Source organism: uncultured Microbacterium sp., from assembly GCF_947632095.1.
Classification (GTDB): Bacteria; Actinomycetota; Actinomycetes; order Actinomycetales; family Microbacteriaceae; genus Microbacterium.
Genome location: NZ_CANROA010000003.1, coordinates 68,823 through 86,485, shown reverse-complemented (window position 1 = coordinate 86,485; position 17,663 = coordinate 68,823). Strand labels below are relative to the sequence as shown.

Below are 17,663 nucleotides of genomic sequence, written 5' to 3'. Positions count from 1 at the left end.
CCCGTCTCCTGTTGCGCGCATCGGAGGTTGTTGCGCGCAGCGGAGCATTTCCCGAGAAAAGTCCGCCACGCGCAACAGCGTCCGCCAGGTGCAACGAGCGCGCCGCGGTGGCAACCCGCTCAGCTGAGTTCGCCGCCCTCCAACAGCTCCGTCACCAGCGCCGCGATCGCGGAGCGCTCCGAACGGGTCAGCGTCACGTGCCCGAACAGATCGTGCCCCTTGAGCGTCTCGATCACGCTCGCGATGCCGTCATGGCGCCCCACCCGCAGGTTGTCCCGCTGCCCGACATCGTGGGTGAGCACAACACGGGAGTTCTGTCCCATCCGGCTGAGCACCGTCAGCAGCACGTTGCGCTCCAGCGACTGCGCCTCATCGACGATCACGAAGGCATCGTGCAGGGAGCGTCCGCGGATGTGCGTCAGCGGGAGCACTTCGAGGATGCCGCGCTCCACGACCTCCTCCATGACGTTGCCCGACACGACCGAGCCGAGCGTATCGAAGACCGCCTGCCCCCAGGGCCCCATCTTCTCCCCCTGGTCGCCGGGCAGATATCCGAGTTCCTGCCCGCCGACGGCGAAGAGAGGACGGAAGACGATGATCTTCTTCTGCTGCCGGCGCTCGAGCACGGCTTCCAGCCCCGCGCACAGCGCCAGTGCCGACTTGCCGGTGCCGGCGCGTCCGCCGAGCGAGACGATTCCCACATCCGCATCGAGCAGGAGATCGATCGCGATGCGCTGCTCCGCCGAGCGTCCGTGCATGCCGAACAGTTCCCGGTCTCCGCGCACGAGGCGATACTCCCCGTCCCCGATGATGCGACCGAGGGCCGACCCCCGCTCGGATTGAACGATGAGCCCGGTGTTGACGGGCAGTCCGCGGGCCTGCTCGCTGATTCCGACTTCGCTCTCGTAGAGGTCGCTCATCTCGTCGCCGGAGAGGTCGAGGGTGGCGAGCCCCGTCCATCCGGAATCGACCGCCTGTTCGGCGAGGTACTCCTCGGCGTGGAGGCCCAGGGATGCCGCCTTGACGCGCATCGGCAGGTCTTTCGAGACGATCGTGACCTGTTGGCCGTCATCGGCGAGCTGCATGCCGACCGAGAGGATGCGCGAGTCGTTGTCGCCGAGTCGGATCCCGCTGGGCAGCGCCTGCCCGTCCGTGTTGCTCAGTTCGACGCGCAGGGTCCCGCCCTCGCCGATCGGCACGGGGTAGTCGAGTCGTCCGTGCTCGATGCGCAACTCGTCGAGGTGGCGCAGCGCCTGCCGCGCGAAGTAGCCGATCTCCGGGTCGTTGCGCTTGCTCTCGAGCTCGGTGATCACGATGACGGGCAGGACGATGGAGTGCTCGGCGAAGCGGAAGAACGCCTGCGGATCACTGAGCAGCACGGATGTATCGAGCACATACGTGCGGAGGTCGTGCTCGGGCCTGTCGCTGGAGGCTCGGCGCGAGGCCTGACGGGTGGACTGCTGTGCTGTGCGTGTGGTCACGACCCACTCCCGACCCGGGGTGATTCCCGGCTATGCCACGAGTCGACCTGGGGCCACGAGTCGCGTACCTTCTGGCCGACTCGATCGGGCGCGGTGCCCGATGCCTCGAAGGTACGACCGGCATGTCGCCATGCCGGCACCGACACGCAGAACGGGAGGTGTCGCGCGGATGAACGTTCAGGCGTTCATCGAGATGAAGGTGCGGATTCCTTCGTCGAGCATGCGCAGGGTCTCGTCGCTCGTTCCGGCGTGCGCCGACAGCCGGATGCTGTTTCCCCGCGGCGTCGCGACGACGCCGGCGTTGGTGAGCACGGCGGCGAGTGCGCCGGGGGCGTGCGGGATGAGCGTGACGATTCCGGCACGTCGGTGCTCATCGCGCGGTGTCTGCACGGGGATGCCGTGGGGGTCGACGATCTCGAGAATGCGGTCGACGCGTTCGCTGATGCGTTTCTCGATGACCGCAGGGCTGACCTCGCGCACACCGCGCAATCCGACGGCCAGGCGGGCGACGGCGAGCTGGTCGGGGTGGTTGACCGCGTAGGCTCGGGCGGATGCCGCGGGGGCGGGGATGTTGTCGAGGGGCATTCCGCCCTCGACTCCGACGAATCCGGAGAGGACGGGCTCGATGCGCTCCCGGGCGAGCGGCGAGAACGATGCGAAGCCCGTTCCGCGCGCGGACCGCAACCATCCGTATCCGTTGCCGACCACGACATCGGCGATGCTGAGATCGTCGTCGACGATCCCGAATGATTGAACGGCGTCGACGATGAGGATCCGGTCTGAGCCGATGACCTCGCGCAGAGCCGCGAGGTCGGCACGGTAGCCCGTGCGGAAGTCGACGTGACTGACGACGAGGGCGCGCACGTCGTCGTCGTCGAGGGCCTCCCCGACCGCCTCGGGAGTCACGAACGAGTCGGCCGGCGAAATCCACCGTGCCTGCAGGGCATCGCCCGAGAACCGAGCCGCGCGCTCGAGTGTGACCGTGATGGCAGGCACCTCGGCACTCGATGCCATAACCGTGCCGGCGAGGCCGTAGAGGGCATGCTGAAGGCCGTGCGTGGCGGAGGGTTGCAGGGTGACGAGGGCGGGGTCGATGCCGATCAGTTCGGCGACGAGATCGCGTGCCTCGTCGAAGCGCTCGGAGACGAGGGCATTGGACGAGGCCCGTCCGCTGCCGAGGAGATCAGCATCGGCGAAGACTTCGGCGCGCACGGTCGGCGAGATGGGACCGAAGCCGGCCCAGTCGAGGTACCCGGGGTCGCCGTCGAAGCCCGCGAGGTAGTCATCGATAGTGGTTACCCCCCCGAGTCTCCCACGCCAAGCCCGCGCAGACACGGTGGATTCAGCGGCCGAACCGGCGATCCCGGTCGGCGAAGTCGCGGATCGCCCGCAGGAAGTCGACCTCACGCAGGTCTGGACCGAGCGCTTCGACGAAATAGAACTCGCTGTGCGCGCTCTGCCAGAGGAGGAAGTCGCTGAGGCGCTGCTCACCGCTGGTGCGGATCACGAGGTCGGGATCGGGCTGGCCGCCGGTGTAGAGGTGCTCGCCGATCATCTCGGGGGTCAGCTGCTCGGCGAGGTCCTCGAACGAGCCGCCGGAGGCATGGTGCTCGGCGAGGATCGAGCGGACCGCATCGACGATCTCGTTGCGTCCGCCGTAGCCGACCGCAAGATTGACGTGCAGCCCGGTGTTGTGCTCGGTGCGCTTCTCCGCATCGGAGAGAACGCGCGCGAGCTCTGCGGGGAGGATGTCGGAGCGTCCCACGTGCTTGACGCGCCATCCGCTCTGCTGCGACAGAGCCTCGGCGAGCTCGGCGATGATCTCGATGAGGTCGGCGATCTCCTTCGAGTCGCGCTTGCGCAGATTGTCGCTGGAGAGGAGGTAGAGGGAGACGACGCGCACGCCGATCTCATCGCACCAGCCGAGGAACTCGCGCATCTTCGCGGCTCCGGCCCGGTGACCGTCGGAAACGGAATCGAAGCCCAGCTGACGCGCCCAGCGGCGGTTGCCATCGATCATCATGGCGATGTGGTGCGGAACGGCCGAGGGGTCCAGCTGTCGCCGCAGGCGGTTGCCATACAACCGATACAGCAGGCCCCGGCCTTCGCTCACACGCGCATTCACGTGCCTACGCTACCGCGCCGAGCCTCATACACCGTGTGAGCCCGCTCAGCATGCTGAAGATGTACATCAAACGGAATGAGCCGACACCTAGAGTGAGCACGTGAGCACTCCCGACCACGAAGCGACGCCTCTGCCCCAGCTGCCTCTGATCGACGCCGCACAGGATGACGCGATCGCCGAGGTGAAACCGAGCTGGCGCGGCTGGCTCCACGCGGGCACCTTCCCCGTGGCGATCGCCGCCGGAATCGTGCTGATCGTGCTCGCCGAGGGAACTCCGGCCAAGTGGGCTGCGGCCGTGTTCATGGCCAGCTCGCTGCTGCTGTTCGGCAACTCCGCCCTGTATCACCGCATCAACTGGGGCCCGAAGACCAAGATGGTCCTCAAGCGCATCGATCATGCGAACATCCTGCTGCTGATCGCCGGCACTTACACACCGCTCGCGGTGAACGCGCTCGTTCCCGAGAAGGGGATGCTGCTGCTCATCCTGGTGTGGAGCGGGGCCGTGCTCGGCATCCTGTTCCGCGTCTTCTGGATCGATGCGCCCCGTTGGCTGTACGTCGCTCTTTATCTGGTCCTCGGCTGGGCTGCGGTGATGTACATGGCAGATCTCCTGCAGGCGAACGTCGCGATGATGGTGCTCGTGTGCGTCGGGGGTCTGCTCTACACCGGTGGCGCGATCGTCTACGCGCTGAAGAAGCCGAACCCCTGGCCCGGCCACTTCGGATTCCATGAGATCTTCCATCTATGCACCGTGCTGGCGTTCCTCTGCCACTGGACCGCGTGCCTGCTCATCTCGCTGGCCCCGCACTCCCCTTCGCTCGGTCTTCCAGGCTGACGCCCGCGCCTCGCGCGGTAACAGGATGTGTCGTTCGCCCCTGCGGGCGGCTAAGTTCGCAGTGCACCCGATGCACGCGAATCCCATGACGAGGAGAGTTTGACCCATGGCCGAAGTCGAGAGCTTCACGCTCGATCACACCGCTGTCCACGCACCCTATGTGCGCCTCATCTCCGTCGAGCGCGGACCGCGCGGCGATACGATCTCCAACTTCGATGTGCGGTTCGTGCAGCCGAACGCCGGCGAGATCCCGACGTCGGGCCTGCACACGATCGAGCACACCCTCGCCGCGGTGCTGCGCGATCACCTCGACGGCGTCATCGACATCTCGCCGTTCGGCTGCCGAACCGGCTTCCACCTGATCACCTGGGGCGAGCCGACGGTCGCCGAGGTCGTCACGGCGATCCGCGCCGGCCTGCAGTTCATCGCCGAGAAGGCCGATTGGGACGACGTTCCCGGAGTCTCAGCCGTGGAGTGCGGCAACTACCGCGATCACAGCCTGCACAGCGCCAAGGAGTGGTCGCGCCACATCCTCGAACAGGGGATCAGCCTCGACGCGTTCTCCCGCGTCGGAGTCTGACGGCCGCCCCACCGAGGACGGTCCGCCGCGGTCAGCGGGTCGGATCGTCCTCTTCGGGGTCCGTCATCGTGGTCTCGACGGGAGCGGACGCCGCGTCATCCGCTTCTTCGCTCTGCGTCGCAGCGAGCTCGGCATCCAGCTCCTCGCGGATCTCCTCGCGGTAGCGCACCCGGCGCACGCGGCGGTTCATGTCCCAGATGAGCAGGACCACGGCGATCACGACGATCACGATCGCGGCGAACCCGATGGGCCCCGGCGTCACGGAGTCGGGGTCGACCGACGGCGTCGGAATGGGAATCTCTGTTCCGAACAGCACGAGCATGTGTCCGCCTTTCCTGCCCAGGTCGCATAACCTGGTAGTACCAGCCTAACGACCGGAAGACCCAGCACGTGACGACAACACTCGAGCTCGACGAGCGATACGGCCGCGGCCGACGTCGAAAGGCTACCTGGATCATCGGCGGCATAATCGCCGTGCTCGCCGTCATCGCCGCGGGATGGATGACGGTGGCCCAGTCGATGAACTCGGTCGACGCGGACGATCTCGGGTTCGAGGTCGTCGATGCGCACAGCACGACCGTGCGATTCCAGCTGACCGCCACGAATCAGAAGGACGTCGTCTGCGCCGTCGAGGCGCTGGATGTCGAGTTCGGCGTCGTCGGCTGGAAGATCGTCGAGATCCCGGCGGATGCGGCCCACACGCGGTCCTTCACCGTCACCGTCCCGACGGTCGCAGAGGCCACGACAGGTTTGGTGAACGCCTGCTGGGTCGCATAGAATCCTCGTGAATACCGACGCCCTGGCCTTCTGCCGGGGCGTCTTGGCATATCCCACCGCCCTGACGGGCGACCGCACATACTAAGGAGCACGCTGTGTCTGCAGACGCTCAGACTTCATTCCTCACGCAGGAAGCCTACGACCGGCTCGTCGCCGAGCACGAGCACCTCTCGACCATCGGCCGCGACGAGATCGCCAAGCGCATCGAGGCGGCCCGCGAGGAGGGCGACCTCAAGGAGAACGGCGGCTACCACGCGGCGAAGGACGAGCAGGGCAAGCAGGAGGCGCGCATCCGCACGCTCGAGCTACTCCTGAAGAACGCGAAGGTCGGCGAAGCGCCGGCCAGCCGTGGAATCGTCGAGCCGGGCACGGTCGTCACCGCCGTCGTCGCCGGTGGGGAGGAGATCTTCCTCCTCGGCAGCCGGGAGATCGCCGGCGGCACCGATCTCGATGTGTACAGCGAGGCGAGCCCCCTGGGCATCGCCATCCTCGGCCTCAAGGTCGGCGAGAAGACCTCCTATGAGGCGCCGAACGGCAAGATGATCGCCGTCGAGGTCACGAACGTCGAGACCTTCGCGGGCTGATTCAACGACGCTTCACGAGGGCCCGGTCCTGCTTCGGCGGCCGGGCCCTCGTCGTCGGCACGTACATGACGATGTGCAGATCAGGGGCGTCCGAGGGCACGAGCCGGTGGTGCTCGAACTCGAGCAGCCCCGCGTCACGGTGACGGAAGTTCCGGATGCGCGAGGTGAAGCGCTCCACCGTGAGCTCGGCCCACTGCAGCAGGAAGTCCTCGCTCTCCGCACGAAGCCGTTCGACGACCGCCCGGTGCCGCGGAGATGACAGCCGCACCCCCGACTCGGCGCGGAACTCCGCGAGGAACCTTCTGCTGTCGCGCTCCCAGTCCGGCAGCATCTCGCGCAGCTGCGGGTCGGTATAGACGAGCGAGAGCAGGTTGCGCGCTTCTTCGTCGAGGTCGGCGATGCGCGGGTAGAGCCATTCGTAGCCGGAGTTCCAGCCGACGATCGACCAGTCGGTGCCGACGATGAACGCCGGGAAGTCGAAGGCGTCGACCATGCGCTGCAGGTGCACGGGCAGCACCTCGGCGCGCTCGGGGTCCGGCTCCTTCCCCTGTTCCGCCAGCGCCGAGATGTACTCCCCTTCGGCGGCGGTGAGATCCAGCACCCGGCAGACCGCGGCGAGCACCTGCCGGGAGACGTTGATGTCGCGCCCCTGCTCGAGCCAGGTGTACCAGCTGCTGCTGACGCCCGACAGCGCCGCGACCTCCTCGCGGCTCAGGCCGGTATCGCTGCGCCGCGATGTGAGCGGCAGTCCGACTGCCGTGCGGCTCATCGCTCTGCGGCGCGCTGCGAGGAACTCGCCGAGTTGCTCCCGGCGCGGGGTTCGAGGACGGATCACCCTTCGATAGTACTGCCAGTACCAGTACTAACGGCATGCGCTCCACGGCTGCCCGGCGGGTGAAAAGTGTGGCTCAATGGAATCATGCCCACCCCTCTTCGCTCACGCACTGTCACCCACGGCCGCAATATGGCGGGCGCCCGCGCACTGCTGCGCGCCGCCGGTGTTCCCGGCGGCGACCTCGGCCGCAAGCCCATCATCGCCGTCGCCAACTCCTTCACCGAGTTCGTCCCCGGCCACACCCACCTCGCCCCGGTGGGTCGGATCGTCTCGGACGCCATCACCGAAGCCGGCGGCATCCCCCGCGAGTTCAACACGATCGCCGTCGACGACGGCATCGCCATGGGTCACGGCGGGATGCTCTACTCGCTCCCCTCGCGCGACCTCATCGCCGACTCGGTCGAGTACATGGTCAACGCGCACTGCGCCGACGCCCTCGTCTGCATCTCGAACTGCGACAAGATCACCCCGGGGATGCTCCTCGCAGCGCTGCGCTTGAACATCCCGACCGTCTTCGTCTCCGGCGGCCCGATGGAGTCCGGACGCGCGACCCTCGTCGACGGCTCCATCCGCACCCTCGACCTCGTCGATGCGATGAGCGAGGCCGTGAACCCGAACATCTCCGATGAGGACATCACCCGCATCGAGGAGGCCGCGTGCCCCACCTGCGGCTCCTGCTCGGGAATGTTCACCGCCAACTCGATGAACTGCCTCACCGAGGCCATCGGCCTTTCCCTGCCGGGCAACGGCTCCGTGCTCGCCACCCACACGGCCCGCCGCGCCCTCTACGAGAAGGCCGGTTCGCTCGTCGTCGACATCACCCGCCGCTTCTACGACGAAGACGACGCCTCGGTCCTGCCGCTGAACATCGCCACCCCGGCCGCCTTCGGCAACGCCATGGCCCTCGACATCGCGATGGGCGGGTCTACGAACACGATCCTGCATCTGCTGGCCGCCGCCGTCGAGGCCGGCGTCGACTTCGGGCTCGACGAGATCGACGAGGTCTCGCGCCGAGTGCCCTGCTTGGCGAAGGTCGCCCCGAACATCGCCGGCGACAAGACCTACTACATGGAGGACGTGCACCGCGCCGGCGGCATACCCGCACTGCTGGGCGAGCTGCGCCGCGGCGGTCTGCTCGATGACCAGGTGCACACGATCCACGCATCGACCCTCGGAGAGTGGCTCGACGAGTGGGACATCCGCGGGGGCAAGGCCTCCGACGAGGCGCAGGCCCTGTGGCACGCCGCCCCCGGCGGCGTGCGATCCTCGAAGGCGTTCTCGCAGTCGAACGTCTGGGAGGACCTCGACGTGGATGCTGCAGGCGGTTGCATCCGCGATGTCGAGCACGCCTATTCGAAGGATGGCGGCCTCGCGGTTCTGCGTGGAAATGTCGCCGTCGACGGCGCCGTGGTGAAGACCGCCGGCGTCGACGAGTCGATCTGGACGTTCTCCGGTCCCGCGGTCGTGTGCGAGTCGCAGGATGAGGCCGTCGAGAAGATCCTCAGCAAGAAGGTCGTGGAGGGCGACGTCGTCGTCATCCGCTACGAGGGCCCCAAGGGCGGCCCCGGCATGCAGGAGATGCTCTACCCGACCTCGTACCTGAAGGGGCTGGGCCTGGGCAAGAAGTGCGCCCTCATCACCGACGGCCGCTTCTCCGGCGGCACGTCTGGACTGTCGATCGGCCATGTCTCCCCCGAAGCTGCGGCCGGAGGGCTCATCGCGCTCGTCGAGGACGGCGACATCATCTCGATCGACATCCCCACCCGCGCGATCTCCCTCGACGTCCCAGCTGAGGAGCTCGAGCGCCGTCGCGCCGACCTCGAGGCGAACGGCGGATACCGCCCGAAGAACCGGGTGCGCCCCGTGACGGCGGCGCTGCGCGCCTACGCCGCTTTCGCGCAGTCGGCGGACAAGGGCGCGATCCGCATCGTTCCCGAGATCGTCTGATCAGACGCGGAATGCGCCGGCGCCCCCTCGGGGTGCCGGCGCATACTGCATTGCGGGGATGCGTGTCAGTCGGGGACGACGATCGGGTCGAAGCCCGCGCGCCGCAGCGTGTCGAGGGTGAGATCGGTGTGCTCGGCGCCGCGCGTCTCGATCGACATCTGGAGGATCACCTCGCTGATCTGCAGGCCCTGGCCGTGGCGAGTGTGCATGACCTCCATGACGTTCGCGCCGGCTTCGGAGACGAGCTCTGACACGCGCGCGAGCTGACCGGGACGATCGGGCAGCGGGATGCGAATCGTCAGGTAACGGCCGGATGCCGCAAGCCCGTGCGAGACGACGCGCTGCATGAGCAGCGGATCGATGTTGCCGCCGGAGAGCACGCAGAGCGTCTTGCCGGTGTCCTCGACCTTGCCCGCGAGGATCGCCGCGACGCTCACTGCGCCGGCCGGCTCGACGACGACGCGCGACTGCTCCAGGAGCACGAGGAGTGCTCGGGCGATGTCGTCGTCGCTCACCGTGACGACGTCATCGACGAGGTCCTGGATGATCTCGAAGGGCACGCCGCCGGGCTGGGCGACGAGGATGCCGTCGGCGATCGTCGGCTTCGTGACGATCTCGACCGGCTCACCCGCTGCCAGAGAAGGCGTCATGGCCGCGGCATTCTCGGCCTGCACGCCGATCACGCGGATCGTGCGCCCGGCGGCTGCGGCCTTTGCCTTGGCTGCCGCCGCGACACCGGCGATGAGCCCGCCGCCGCCGATGCCGACGAGGATCGTGTCGACGTCGGGCACGTCCTCGAGCAGCTCGAGTCCGAGCGTTCCCTGGCCGACGACGACATCGCGATGATCGAAGGGGTGGATCATGACCGCGCCGGTGCGTTCGGCGAATTCGGCTGCGAGGCGCAGCGAGGTCGCGACGGTCTCGCCCTCGAGCACGACCTCCGCGCCGTAGCCCCGGGTGGCGAGCAGCTTGGGAACCGGCACGCCCAGCGGCATGAAGATCGTCGCGGGGATGCCGAGGGCCTGCGCTGCGAGAGCCACGCCCTGGGCGTGGTTTCCGGCGGATGCTGCGACCACGCCGCGCGAGCGCTCCTCGGGGGTCAGCTTCGACAGACGGTGCGCGGCGCCGCGGATCTTGAACGAACCGGTGCGCTGCAGGTTCTCCATCTTGAGGATCACGGGGGATCCGATGATGTCGGACAGCGCCACCGCCGGGAGGGCCGGCGTGCGCGATATCACCCGTTCCAGCCCCCGTGCGGCTTCTTCGAACTCTGCCAGTTCAGGGACTGCACTCATGTATTCCTCCGTCGCCGCTCGCGCGGCACTGTACTCCAGATGAGATCACCCGACGGTTTGCCGCCGGTCTTCCACGAACCGCTGCTCAGCGTGACGGCCACCACGTTCACGAATGCCGCGAGCGGCACGGCGAACAGGGCACCGGGGATGCCGGCGATCATCGATCCGCCGGCGACCACGAGCACGACGGCCAGCGGATGGACTTTGACCGCCGAGCCCATCAGCAGCGGCTGCAGGATGTGGCCCTCGACCTGCTGCACGCCGATCACGACGGCCAGCATCCACAGCGCGTTCCACGGGTCGTTGTAGACGAGGGCGAGCAGCACGGCCAGCGCACCGGTCACGACGGCTCCGACGATCGGCACGAACGCGCCGAGGAAGACGAGCACGGCGATCGGGATGGGCAGCGGGACTCCGAGCAGGAACGCGCCCAGGCCGATGCCGATCGAGTCGATCGTGGCGACCAGCAGCTGCGTCTTGGCGTAGTTGACGACCGTGCGCCAGCCGGTGCGCGCCGAGGCGTCGACGGCGGGGCGTGCCGCGCGCGGGAACATGCGCGTCGTCCAGCGCCAGATGCCGGCACCGTCGGTGAGCAGGCAGATGAGGATGAACAGGGTCAGCACTGCGCCCACGGCGACATGGCCGAACGTCGTGCCGAGCGCGAGCGCGCCCGACCACAGCAGCTGCGCCTGCTCCTGGATGAGCGCGAAGCCCTGATCGATGTAGTTCTGGATCTGCGCATCCGTGAGATGCAGGGGCCCCTCAGTGAGGTAGGTGCGGAACTCGTTCACGGCGATGACCGTTCGCGCCTGCACCTCGGGCCATTCACGGGCGACCTGCCAGATGACGAGCCACATGAGGCCCCCGACGATCGCCACGGTTCCGAGCATCGAGACGACGATGGCGATCCAGCGCGGCACGCGGTGCCGCAGCATCCAGGAGAAGGCAGGCCAGAGCAGGGCCGTGATGAGGATGCCCACGAGCAGGGGGATCACGAGGAGCTTCAGCGTGATCACGACCCACACGATCACTCCGGCCGCGGCGGCGATCAACAGCAGCCGCCACGCGTACCCCGCCGTGACGCGCAGAGCGAGGGGGACGGCATGGTCGGCCTCGGTCGAGACGGTGCGGTCGGTCGGCATGCGACCCCACAGGAGATCGCGCTTTCGGGGGCGCTGCTCTTCCGTCATGTGGTCAGTCTAGTTGCGGCTGAGAACGCTCTGGAGTATGGATGACATCGATGACGCTGCCGTGTCTGAGGCGGAGGGTACGCTGACGGGGTGTCCGACACTCTGAGCGCCGCTGAGGCCCGACGCGTCGCCCTAGCCGCGCAGGGGTTCAGCCGTCGACGCCCGGCCGCCAGGATCGCTCCCCGTCACCTGCACGGCACGATGGGCAGGCTGGGCGTGCTGCAGATCGACTCGGTGAACGTGTTCTCCCGCAGTCACTACATGCCCTTCTTCTCCCGGTTGGGCGCGTACGATCCGGCGCTCCTGGATCGCGTCTTCGTCAACCGGACCACGCACTACGTCGAATACCTCGCGCACGAGGCGACCTTCATCCCCGTCGAGGACTGGCCGCTCTGGCGTTTCCGCATGGATGATTTCCGCGCCCGCCGCGACGCGAACCCCTCATCGTGGCCGGATCCCCGAACCCTGGACTGGGTACGGGCCGAGCTGGCGGAGCGCGGTGCGCTGCGGTCCGCGCAGCTGCGCGATGATGCGCCGCGCGAACGCGGTTCCTGGTGGGACTGGGATGAGGCGAAACAGGCGCTGGAGTACCTGTGGCGGGTGGGCGAGGTGTCTATCAGCGGACGCCGCGGCTTCGAGCGGCTCTACGCACTGGCCGAGCATGTGATCCCGGCATCCGTTCGAGATCGGGTCGTCCCCCGCGACGCGGCGATCCGCGAGCTCGTGGAGCGCGCGGCGCGATCGTCCGGCATCGCGACGGCTGCCGACCTCGCCGACTACTACCGCATCCGAGACCGCGCCGCGGTCGCACGGGCCGTCCATGAACTCGCCGACGAGGGGCGTCTGCGCGCCGTCGCTGTACGGGGGTGGGAGCAGGGCGGACGCGCCGTCACGGCATGGATGCACAGCGACGCCGTCCTGCCCCGCCGAATCCAGGCTGCGGCTCTGCTCACGCCCTTCGATCCCGTCGTCTGGTTCCGCCAGCGTGCGCTGCGCGTTTTCGAGCTCGACTACCGCATCGAGATCTACGTTCCCGCGCACAGGCGCCGATACGGCTACTACTCCCTGCCCGTTCTCGTACGCGACCGCATCGTTGCGCGCGTCGATCTGCGTGCCGATCGCGCGAGCTCGACGCTGCAGGTGCAGTCCGCCTGGTGGGAGCCGCAGGGCCGCCGCGGCGATGAGGCGGCCATCGCCGCGGAGATCATGCGCGCGGCCGAGTGGCAGGGTCTCCAGAACATCTCGATCTCCGGATGGGGTGATGCGGCCGAGGCCATCGCGCGTCCCCTGACCTCCTCCGAGTGCGGGGCACTGCGTCACGTGCACCCGCGGGAGGTGTCGGGATGACGAAGCGCAGGCCGATAATGCTCCTCGCCATCGGCGCGGCGGTCATCGCCACGGCCGCGGCCGGTCTCTTCTTCCTCACCCCGTCCGATGATGCTCCCGAGGATCGGGCTCTGGCCGTCATGCAGGCATTGGCGACGGGCGACCCCGAGACGATCGCCGCGGCCGGCGTGGAGCTCGAGGAGAGCGCCATAGCCGCGCTGAGCGGCGCGACCGGTCTCATCGAGGACCCGGCGGTCGTCTCGGCATCCGCGCACGACGGCGATCCCGTCGTCAGCGTGTCCTACACGCTGGATGGTGAACAGCACCGCGCGGCGCTGCCGATGACCCGGGTCGGCGGGTCCCTTGTCCCGGAGCCCGACGCGCTCTTCGCCGCCGTCACCGCGGATGCGCCCATGATGATCGGGGATGCTCTGATCCCGGCGAGCACGCCGACCCTGCTGATTCCCGCCGTCTACGAGGCCTCCGCGGCCCCGGCGGATTTCCTCGCCGGGGAGGCGCGCATCAGTGCGCTCGCGGGCGCCGACATCATGAGTCCGCTCGACGCCGAGCTCTTGCCCGAGGCGTCGTCCCTCGCTCAGTCCCGGCTCGACGCCTACGCGACAGACTGCGCCACGGCATCCGATATCCCGGGCGGATGCGGGATCGTCCTGCCCTGGGCAGCGGATCTCCGGGACGTCGACAGCGCAGAGATGACGATCGAGCGTTTCCCGAGCATCACGCTGAGCGAGACCTCGTTCCTCGCCGATGACGGCATCCTCATCGCCGTCGTGCACGGCACCGGTCACGACGGAAAGCCGCTCACCGCCACCTATCGAACCGAATCGTGGACGCTTCGCGGCGATGTCTCCTTCACCGCCGACACGATCGTGCTGTCGGTCTGGTGAAACGAGGAAGGCCCGATGCGCATGCGCATCGGGCCTTCCTCTCCGGTGGTGTCAGAACTGCACGCGGGGCGGCTCGGCGATGGCCGCACTGTCGGCAACCTCGAAGAACTCTCGCTCGGTGAAGCCGAGACCGCGGGCGAAGAGGTTGTTGGGGAACACCTTGATCTTGGTGTTCAGCTCGCGCACGCCGCCGTTGTAGAAGCGGCGGGCGGCCTGAATCTTGTCCTCGGTGTCGACGAGTGCCTGCTGCAGCCCGAGGAAGTTCTGGCTGGCCTGCAGCTGAGGGTAGGCCTCGGCCACCGCGAAGAGCGACTTCAGCGCCTGCTGCAGGTGGCCCTCGGCGATTCCCGCCTCGCCCGGCCCGGTCGCCGACATCGTCTCGGCTCGTGCCCGCGTCACGTTCTCGAAGACCGCCTTCTCATGGGCGGCGTAGCCCTTGACCGTCTCGATGAGGTTGGGGATGAGGTCGGCCCGGCGCTTCAGCTGAACAGTGATCCCGCTCCATGCCTCGTCGACGCGGACGTTCAACTGCACGAGCGAGTTGTACGTCGCCCACAGGTAAATGCCGACAAGTGCCAGCACGGCCACAATGATCACTACCGGAATGAGCCATTCCATGGTGGGCAACCCCCTCGAAACGAATTTTTTTCATCCTATCGACGCACCCTGCGTGCGAACTGGACGCACCGGTCACTTTCCCAGCACGCGCTCCAGGTGCGTGTTGGCGAAACGCCGTTGTGGGTCCAACTGATCGCGCAGCGCCAGGAAATCGCCGAATCGCGGATATCTCTCCCGCAGCTGGGAAGCATCGAGCGTATGCAGTTTTCCCCAGTGCGGGCGTCCGCCGTACTCCAGGCAGATGCGCTCGATCTCACCGAAGTACTCGGTGGGATCGACCCGCCAGTAGCGGTGCACCGCGATATAGCCGCTCGCCCGCCCGTACGCGGTCGACATCCAGCGGTCATCGGATGCGGCGAACCGCACCTCGAGGGGGAATTCGATGCGCCAGCCGCGCCGGGCGATGAGCGTCTGGATCGCACGGAAGGCCGGGACGACGTTCTCGGCGGGCAGGGCGTACTCCATCTCCCGGAAGCGCACCGTGCGGCTCTGCGTGAAGACGGCGTGCGAGCGGTCGGTGTACTCGCGGTCCCCGGTCAGGCGCACCGCGAGTCGGTTGAACGGCGGCGTGATCGCCGGAACGACGCGCCCCGCCGCGCACACCGCCCGATAGACGGTGTTCGACAGCACCGTCTCATCGATCCAGCGGCCCAGGCGCGGCAAGGGTTCACGCCGCGTCGATTCGGGCAGCCGAGTCTGGCGCTTCGTGAGGGCGATATCCGTGTGCGGGAACCAGTAGAACTCGAAGTGATCGGATGCCGCGACCCGTTCGTCCAGGGTCGAGAGCACCTCGTGCAGCGGGATCGGTTCGTCGACGGCGTGCAGGACGAAGGCGGGCACGCACTGCAGGGTGACCTCGACGATGATCCCCAGCGCACCGAGGCCCAGTGCGACGGCGGGAAGCAGCTCGCTGTTCTCCTGCTCATCGATGCGGAGAAAATCACCCGATGCAGTGATGAGCGTGATGCCCACGACCTGGGTCGCCAGGCCTCCGAATTGTGCTCCGGTGCCGTGCGTGCCCGTCGAGATCGCCCCAGCGATCGACTGCCGGTCGATGTCGCCGAGGTTCTCCATGGCCAGCCCGTGAGCGGCCAGGATCCGGGGAAGCCGGTGCAGCCGAGTACCGGCGAGCACCGTGATGCGCGAGCGCTCACGGTCGACCGAGACGAGCCCCTGCAGATCATCGAGCTCGAGCAGCACACCCGGAGCCACGGCTATGCCCGTGAAGCTGTGCCCGGCACCGATGGCTTTGACCGGCAATCCCCGCGTCGCAGCGGCCTGCACAGCGCGCTGCACTCCCTCGGGCGTGCGGGGCCTCTCGACGCGCACGGGATCGACCCGCGCCGATCGTGCCCAGTTGTGCCATGTCGCGCCTGGTCGTGTCACAGGAAGCTCTTCCCCTCGCCGCGGTAGGTGGGCAGTCGATCGATCACCCGGTCGCCGTCGACGAGGTGGAAAGCGTCGGTCCGTTCAGCGGGTTCACCGCTCTTGGCGTGGCGGAACCACACCCGATCTCCGATGCGCAGCTCTCGCGCGTTCTCGCCGCGCAATGGTGTCTGCACCTCTCCGGCGCCTTCGCGCGACAGCATCCGAAGCCCTTCCGGCCACACGGCACGGGGCTGGCGGGACTCGAGAGCCGGACCCGACGCGATCCATCCTCCTCCGAGCACCGTCGCGATGTCGGCGGACGGGCGTCGGACGACGTCGAAGGCGAAGGCGCTGGCGGGTGCGGGGCGGAACGCCCGGTATCCGTCGAAGAGGTGCCCTCCGAGGAGTCCGCTGCCGGCCGACACCTCGGTGACGGATTCGTCGGCGGCCGTGGTCTCCAGCGACCCCGTGCCTCCTCCGTTGAGGAATTCCATGGGCGCGATGGCGATCAGGGCATCGGCGATCTGCGCGCGGCGCGTGAGCAGCTCCGACCGGGAGCGCGCCTGCACGCGACGGATCACCGCGCCATCCGCTCCTGCATCGCCCTGTCCGGCGATCTGCGCCTCGTACATCTGCAGTCCGACGAGTCGAAAGCCCGGACGCCGGATGACCTGTCGGGCCAGCGCCGCCACTTCAGCGGCGGTGAACAGGGGCGAGCGGCGCACCCCGATGTGTCCGATAACTCCGCTGCGCAACGAGGCATCCGCATCGATCGCGAGTCGGATCGGCGCTCGACGGTGCGCCGGCGCGATGGCGTCGATGACATCGAGCTGAGCGATGTCATCGACCATGAGCGTGATCCGAGCGGCGGCGGTCTCATCCTTCACCAGCGTCTCGAGCGCGTTCCGGTCGACCGTCGGATATCCCAGCACGATGTCGTCGTGGTCTTCGGCGAGCCACAGCGCCTCGGCGAGCGAGAACGAGAGGATGCCGCGATAGCCGGGGATGCGCAGAACAGCGTCGAGGACGCCGCGCACGCGCACCGATTTGGATGCGACGCGGATCGGAAGCCCGCCCGCACGGGCCAGCATGTCCATCGCATTGTGCCGCAGCGCATCGATGTCGATGACGGCCACGGGAGCGGAAAGCTTCTCGGTGGCCGCGGTGAGACGCGGCCACCAGCGACCGGGCTGTTCCCAGGCCCGGGGCTCGGAGGCATTCGGTGTCGCGGTCAGGTCGATCACTCCCCCACCCTATGACCTCGACGCCCCGTGGCGCACGACTAGGCTGGGCGCGGGCCCCCATAGCCCAATGGCAGAGGCAGGCGACTTAAAATCGCTTCAGTCTGGGTTCGAGTCCCAGTGGGGGCACTGCATTATCAAATGCCTTCCGGCCCGCACAAGGGCCGAGCAAACATTTGTCATCCTCCATCGAATGCTGAGAGTCTCGTGGGGAAACGAGCACTCACGACCAGCTCGCTCGGAAGGATGATGAACACCATGACTATCATCACGAACACCGCCGTCACGACCGGACACGTGCTGTGGACGGAGGTCGATGTGGACCTCTGGGTAGCGCACATCGACGGGGCTTTCGGAGGCTCCATCGATTCCAGCGACGGCCACGCAGCCCGCGATCCGTTCGGACGCGATCGCGGCACCTTCGACACCTTCGACGAGGCGCGTCGCCACCTGGAGTCGTTCCTCGCGCACCCCGCGATGGCTCACCGGCTTCGGATCGGCTGAAACCCGACGAAGAAAAAGGTCGGCCCCCGTTCGATGAATGAACGGGGGCCGA

General features: G+C 67.8%; 18 protein-coding genes and 1 tRNA gene. 9 read left to right on the top strand and 10 right to left on the bottom strand.

The annotated features are described in order from the left end of the window. Window positions 1–119 precede the first annotated feature (119 nt). The 3 genes from Q0Z66_RS02190 to Q0Z66_RS02180 all read right to left on the bottom strand — a co-directional run bounded on the left by Q0Z66_RS02190 (window position 120) and on the right by Q0Z66_RS02180 (window position 3,606). A complete protein-coding gene (locus tag Q0Z66_RS02190) occupies window positions 120–1,481 on the bottom strand; it encodes a PhoH family protein (RefSeq protein WP_298037197.1) in 1,362 nt (453 codons plus the stop codon). Between the two features lie 177 nt (window positions 1,482–1,658). Further along, window positions 1,659–2,816, bottom strand: a complete 1,158-nt coding sequence (locus tag Q0Z66_RS02185; RefSeq protein ID WP_298037194.1) for an aminotransferase — start codon at window positions 2,814–2,816, stop codon at window positions 1,659–1,661. A gap of 7 nt (window positions 2,817–2,823) precedes the next feature. Next, entirely contained in the window at window positions 2,824–3,606 is a 783-nt protein-coding gene (locus Q0Z66_RS02180) for an isoprenyl transferase (protein WP_298037192.1), read from the bottom strand. A gap of 130 nt (window positions 3,607–3,736) precedes the next feature. Between Q0Z66_RS02180 and Q0Z66_RS02175 the strand changes: the two genes are divergently transcribed. Both Q0Z66_RS02175 and Q0Z66_RS02170 read left to right on the top strand, forming a co-directional pair. Then, window positions 3,737–4,441: a hemolysin III family protein gene (locus Q0Z66_RS02175; RefSeq protein WP_298037264.1), complete on the top strand. Its 705-nt coding sequence runs from the start codon at window positions 3,737–3,739 to the stop codon at window positions 4,439–4,441. A gap of 106 nt (window positions 4,442–4,547) precedes the next feature. Beyond that, window positions 4,548–5,021 (top strand): S-ribosylhomocysteine lyase, encoded by a 474-nt coding sequence (locus Q0Z66_RS02170; RefSeq protein WP_298037189.1) that lies wholly within the window; start codon window positions 4,548–4,550, stop codon window positions 5,019–5,021. A 31-nt stretch (window positions 5,022–5,052) separates the two neighbouring features. Here Q0Z66_RS02170 and Q0Z66_RS02165 read toward each other — a convergent pair whose 3' ends face one another. Further along, on the bottom strand, window positions 5,053–5,343 hold the full coding sequence (locus Q0Z66_RS02165; RefSeq protein ID WP_298037186.1) for a hypothetical protein: 291 nt from the start codon (window positions 5,341–5,343) through the stop codon (window positions 5,053–5,055). A 68-nt stretch (window positions 5,344–5,411) separates the two neighbouring features. On the opposite strand from Q0Z66_RS02165, the gene Q0Z66_RS02160 reads away from it, so the two are divergent. Next, entirely contained in the window at window positions 5,412–5,798 is a 387-nt protein-coding gene (locus Q0Z66_RS02160; protein ID WP_298037184.1) for a DUF4307 domain-containing protein, read from the top strand. A gap of 95 nt (window positions 5,799–5,893) precedes the next feature. After that, window positions 5,894–6,382: a transcription elongation factor GreA gene (greA, locus tag Q0Z66_RS02155; RefSeq protein ID WP_298037183.1), complete on the top strand. Its 489-nt coding sequence runs from the start codon at window positions 5,894–5,896 to the stop codon at window positions 6,380–6,382. Between the two features lies 1 nt (window position 6,383). Here the strand turns inward: greA and Q0Z66_RS02150 are convergent, their stop codons facing one another. Beyond that, window positions 6,384–7,217, bottom strand: a complete 834-nt coding sequence (locus Q0Z66_RS02150; RefSeq protein WP_298037180.1) for a helix-turn-helix transcriptional regulator — start codon at window positions 7,215–7,217, stop codon at window positions 6,384–6,386. A gap of 84 nt (window positions 7,218–7,301) precedes the next feature. On the opposite strand from Q0Z66_RS02150, the gene ilvD reads away from it, so the two are divergent. Beyond that, the gene (gene ilvD / locus Q0Z66_RS02145) at window positions 7,302–9,164 is read left to right on the top strand and encodes a dihydroxy-acid dehydratase (protein WP_298037178.1); all 1,863 of its coding nucleotides are present in this window, start codon (window positions 7,302–7,304) and stop codon (window positions 9,162–9,164) included. Window positions 9,165–9,229: 65 nt separating this feature from the next. Here ilvD and ilvA read toward each other — a convergent pair whose 3' ends face one another. Together ilvA and Q0Z66_RS02135 are read right to left on the bottom strand one after the other, a co-directional pair. Continuing rightward, the gene (gene ilvA / locus Q0Z66_RS02140) at window positions 9,230–10,459 is read right to left on the bottom strand and encodes a threonine ammonia-lyase (protein ID WP_298037176.1); all 1,230 of its coding nucleotides are present in this window, start codon (window positions 10,457–10,459) and stop codon (window positions 9,230–9,232) included. Next, the gene (locus Q0Z66_RS02135; protein ID WP_298037175.1) at window positions 10,456–11,649 is read right to left on the bottom strand and encodes an AI-2E family transporter; all 1,194 of its coding nucleotides are present in this window, start codon (window positions 11,647–11,649) and stop codon (window positions 10,456–10,458) included. The genes ilvA and Q0Z66_RS02135 overlap by 4 nt, the downstream gene beginning before the upstream one ends. Before the next feature lie 90 nt (window positions 11,650–11,739). On the opposite strand from Q0Z66_RS02135, the gene Q0Z66_RS02130 reads away from it, so the two are divergent. Together Q0Z66_RS02130 and Q0Z66_RS02125 are read left to right on the top strand one after the other, a co-directional pair. Further along, window positions 11,740–12,996, top strand: coding sequence for a crosslink repair DNA glycosylase YcaQ family protein (locus Q0Z66_RS02130; protein ID WP_298037173.1), 1,257 nt, complete (start codon window positions 11,740–11,742; stop codon window positions 12,994–12,996). Further along, complete coding sequence (locus Q0Z66_RS02125) at window positions 12,993–13,880, top strand: hypothetical protein (protein ID WP_298037172.1); 888 nt, start codon at window positions 12,993–12,995, stop codon at window positions 13,878–13,880. Before Q0Z66_RS02130 ends, Q0Z66_RS02125 begins: the two co-directional genes overlap by 4 nt. 51 nt (window positions 13,881–13,931) lie before the next feature. On the opposite strand, the gene Q0Z66_RS02120 is transcribed toward Q0Z66_RS02125, so the two are convergent. From Q0Z66_RS02120 to Q0Z66_RS02110, 3 genes are all read right to left on the bottom strand, one after another. Further along, the gene (locus tag Q0Z66_RS02120) at window positions 13,932–14,498 is read right to left on the bottom strand and encodes a LemA family protein (protein WP_298037170.1); all 567 of its coding nucleotides are present in this window, start codon (window positions 14,496–14,498) and stop codon (window positions 13,932–13,934) included. Between the two features lie 72 nt (window positions 14,499–14,570). After that, window positions 14,571–15,884 (bottom strand): D-arabinono-1,4-lactone oxidase, encoded by a 1,314-nt coding sequence (locus Q0Z66_RS02115; protein WP_298037166.1) that lies wholly within the window; start codon window positions 15,882–15,884, stop codon window positions 14,571–14,573. Then, the gene (locus tag Q0Z66_RS02110; RefSeq protein ID WP_298037262.1) at window positions 15,881–17,107 is read right to left on the bottom strand and encodes an alanine racemase; all 1,227 of its coding nucleotides are present in this window, start codon (window positions 17,105–17,107) and stop codon (window positions 15,881–15,883) included. Before Q0Z66_RS02110 ends, Q0Z66_RS02115 begins: the two co-directional genes overlap by 4 nt. A gap of 56 nt (window positions 17,108–17,163) precedes the next feature. Between Q0Z66_RS02110 and Q0Z66_RS02105 the strand changes: the two genes are divergently transcribed. After that, window positions 17,164–17,236 (top strand) — tRNA-Leu (locus tag Q0Z66_RS02105). Between the two features lie 129 nt (window positions 17,237–17,365). Further along, window positions 17,366–17,611 carry a hypothetical protein gene (locus Q0Z66_RS02100; RefSeq protein WP_298037162.1) on the top strand — a complete coding sequence of 82 codons (246 nt, stop codon included), beginning with the start codon at window positions 17,366–17,368 and terminating at the stop codon, window positions 17,609–17,611. Window positions 17,612–17,663: the final 52 nt, after the last annotated feature.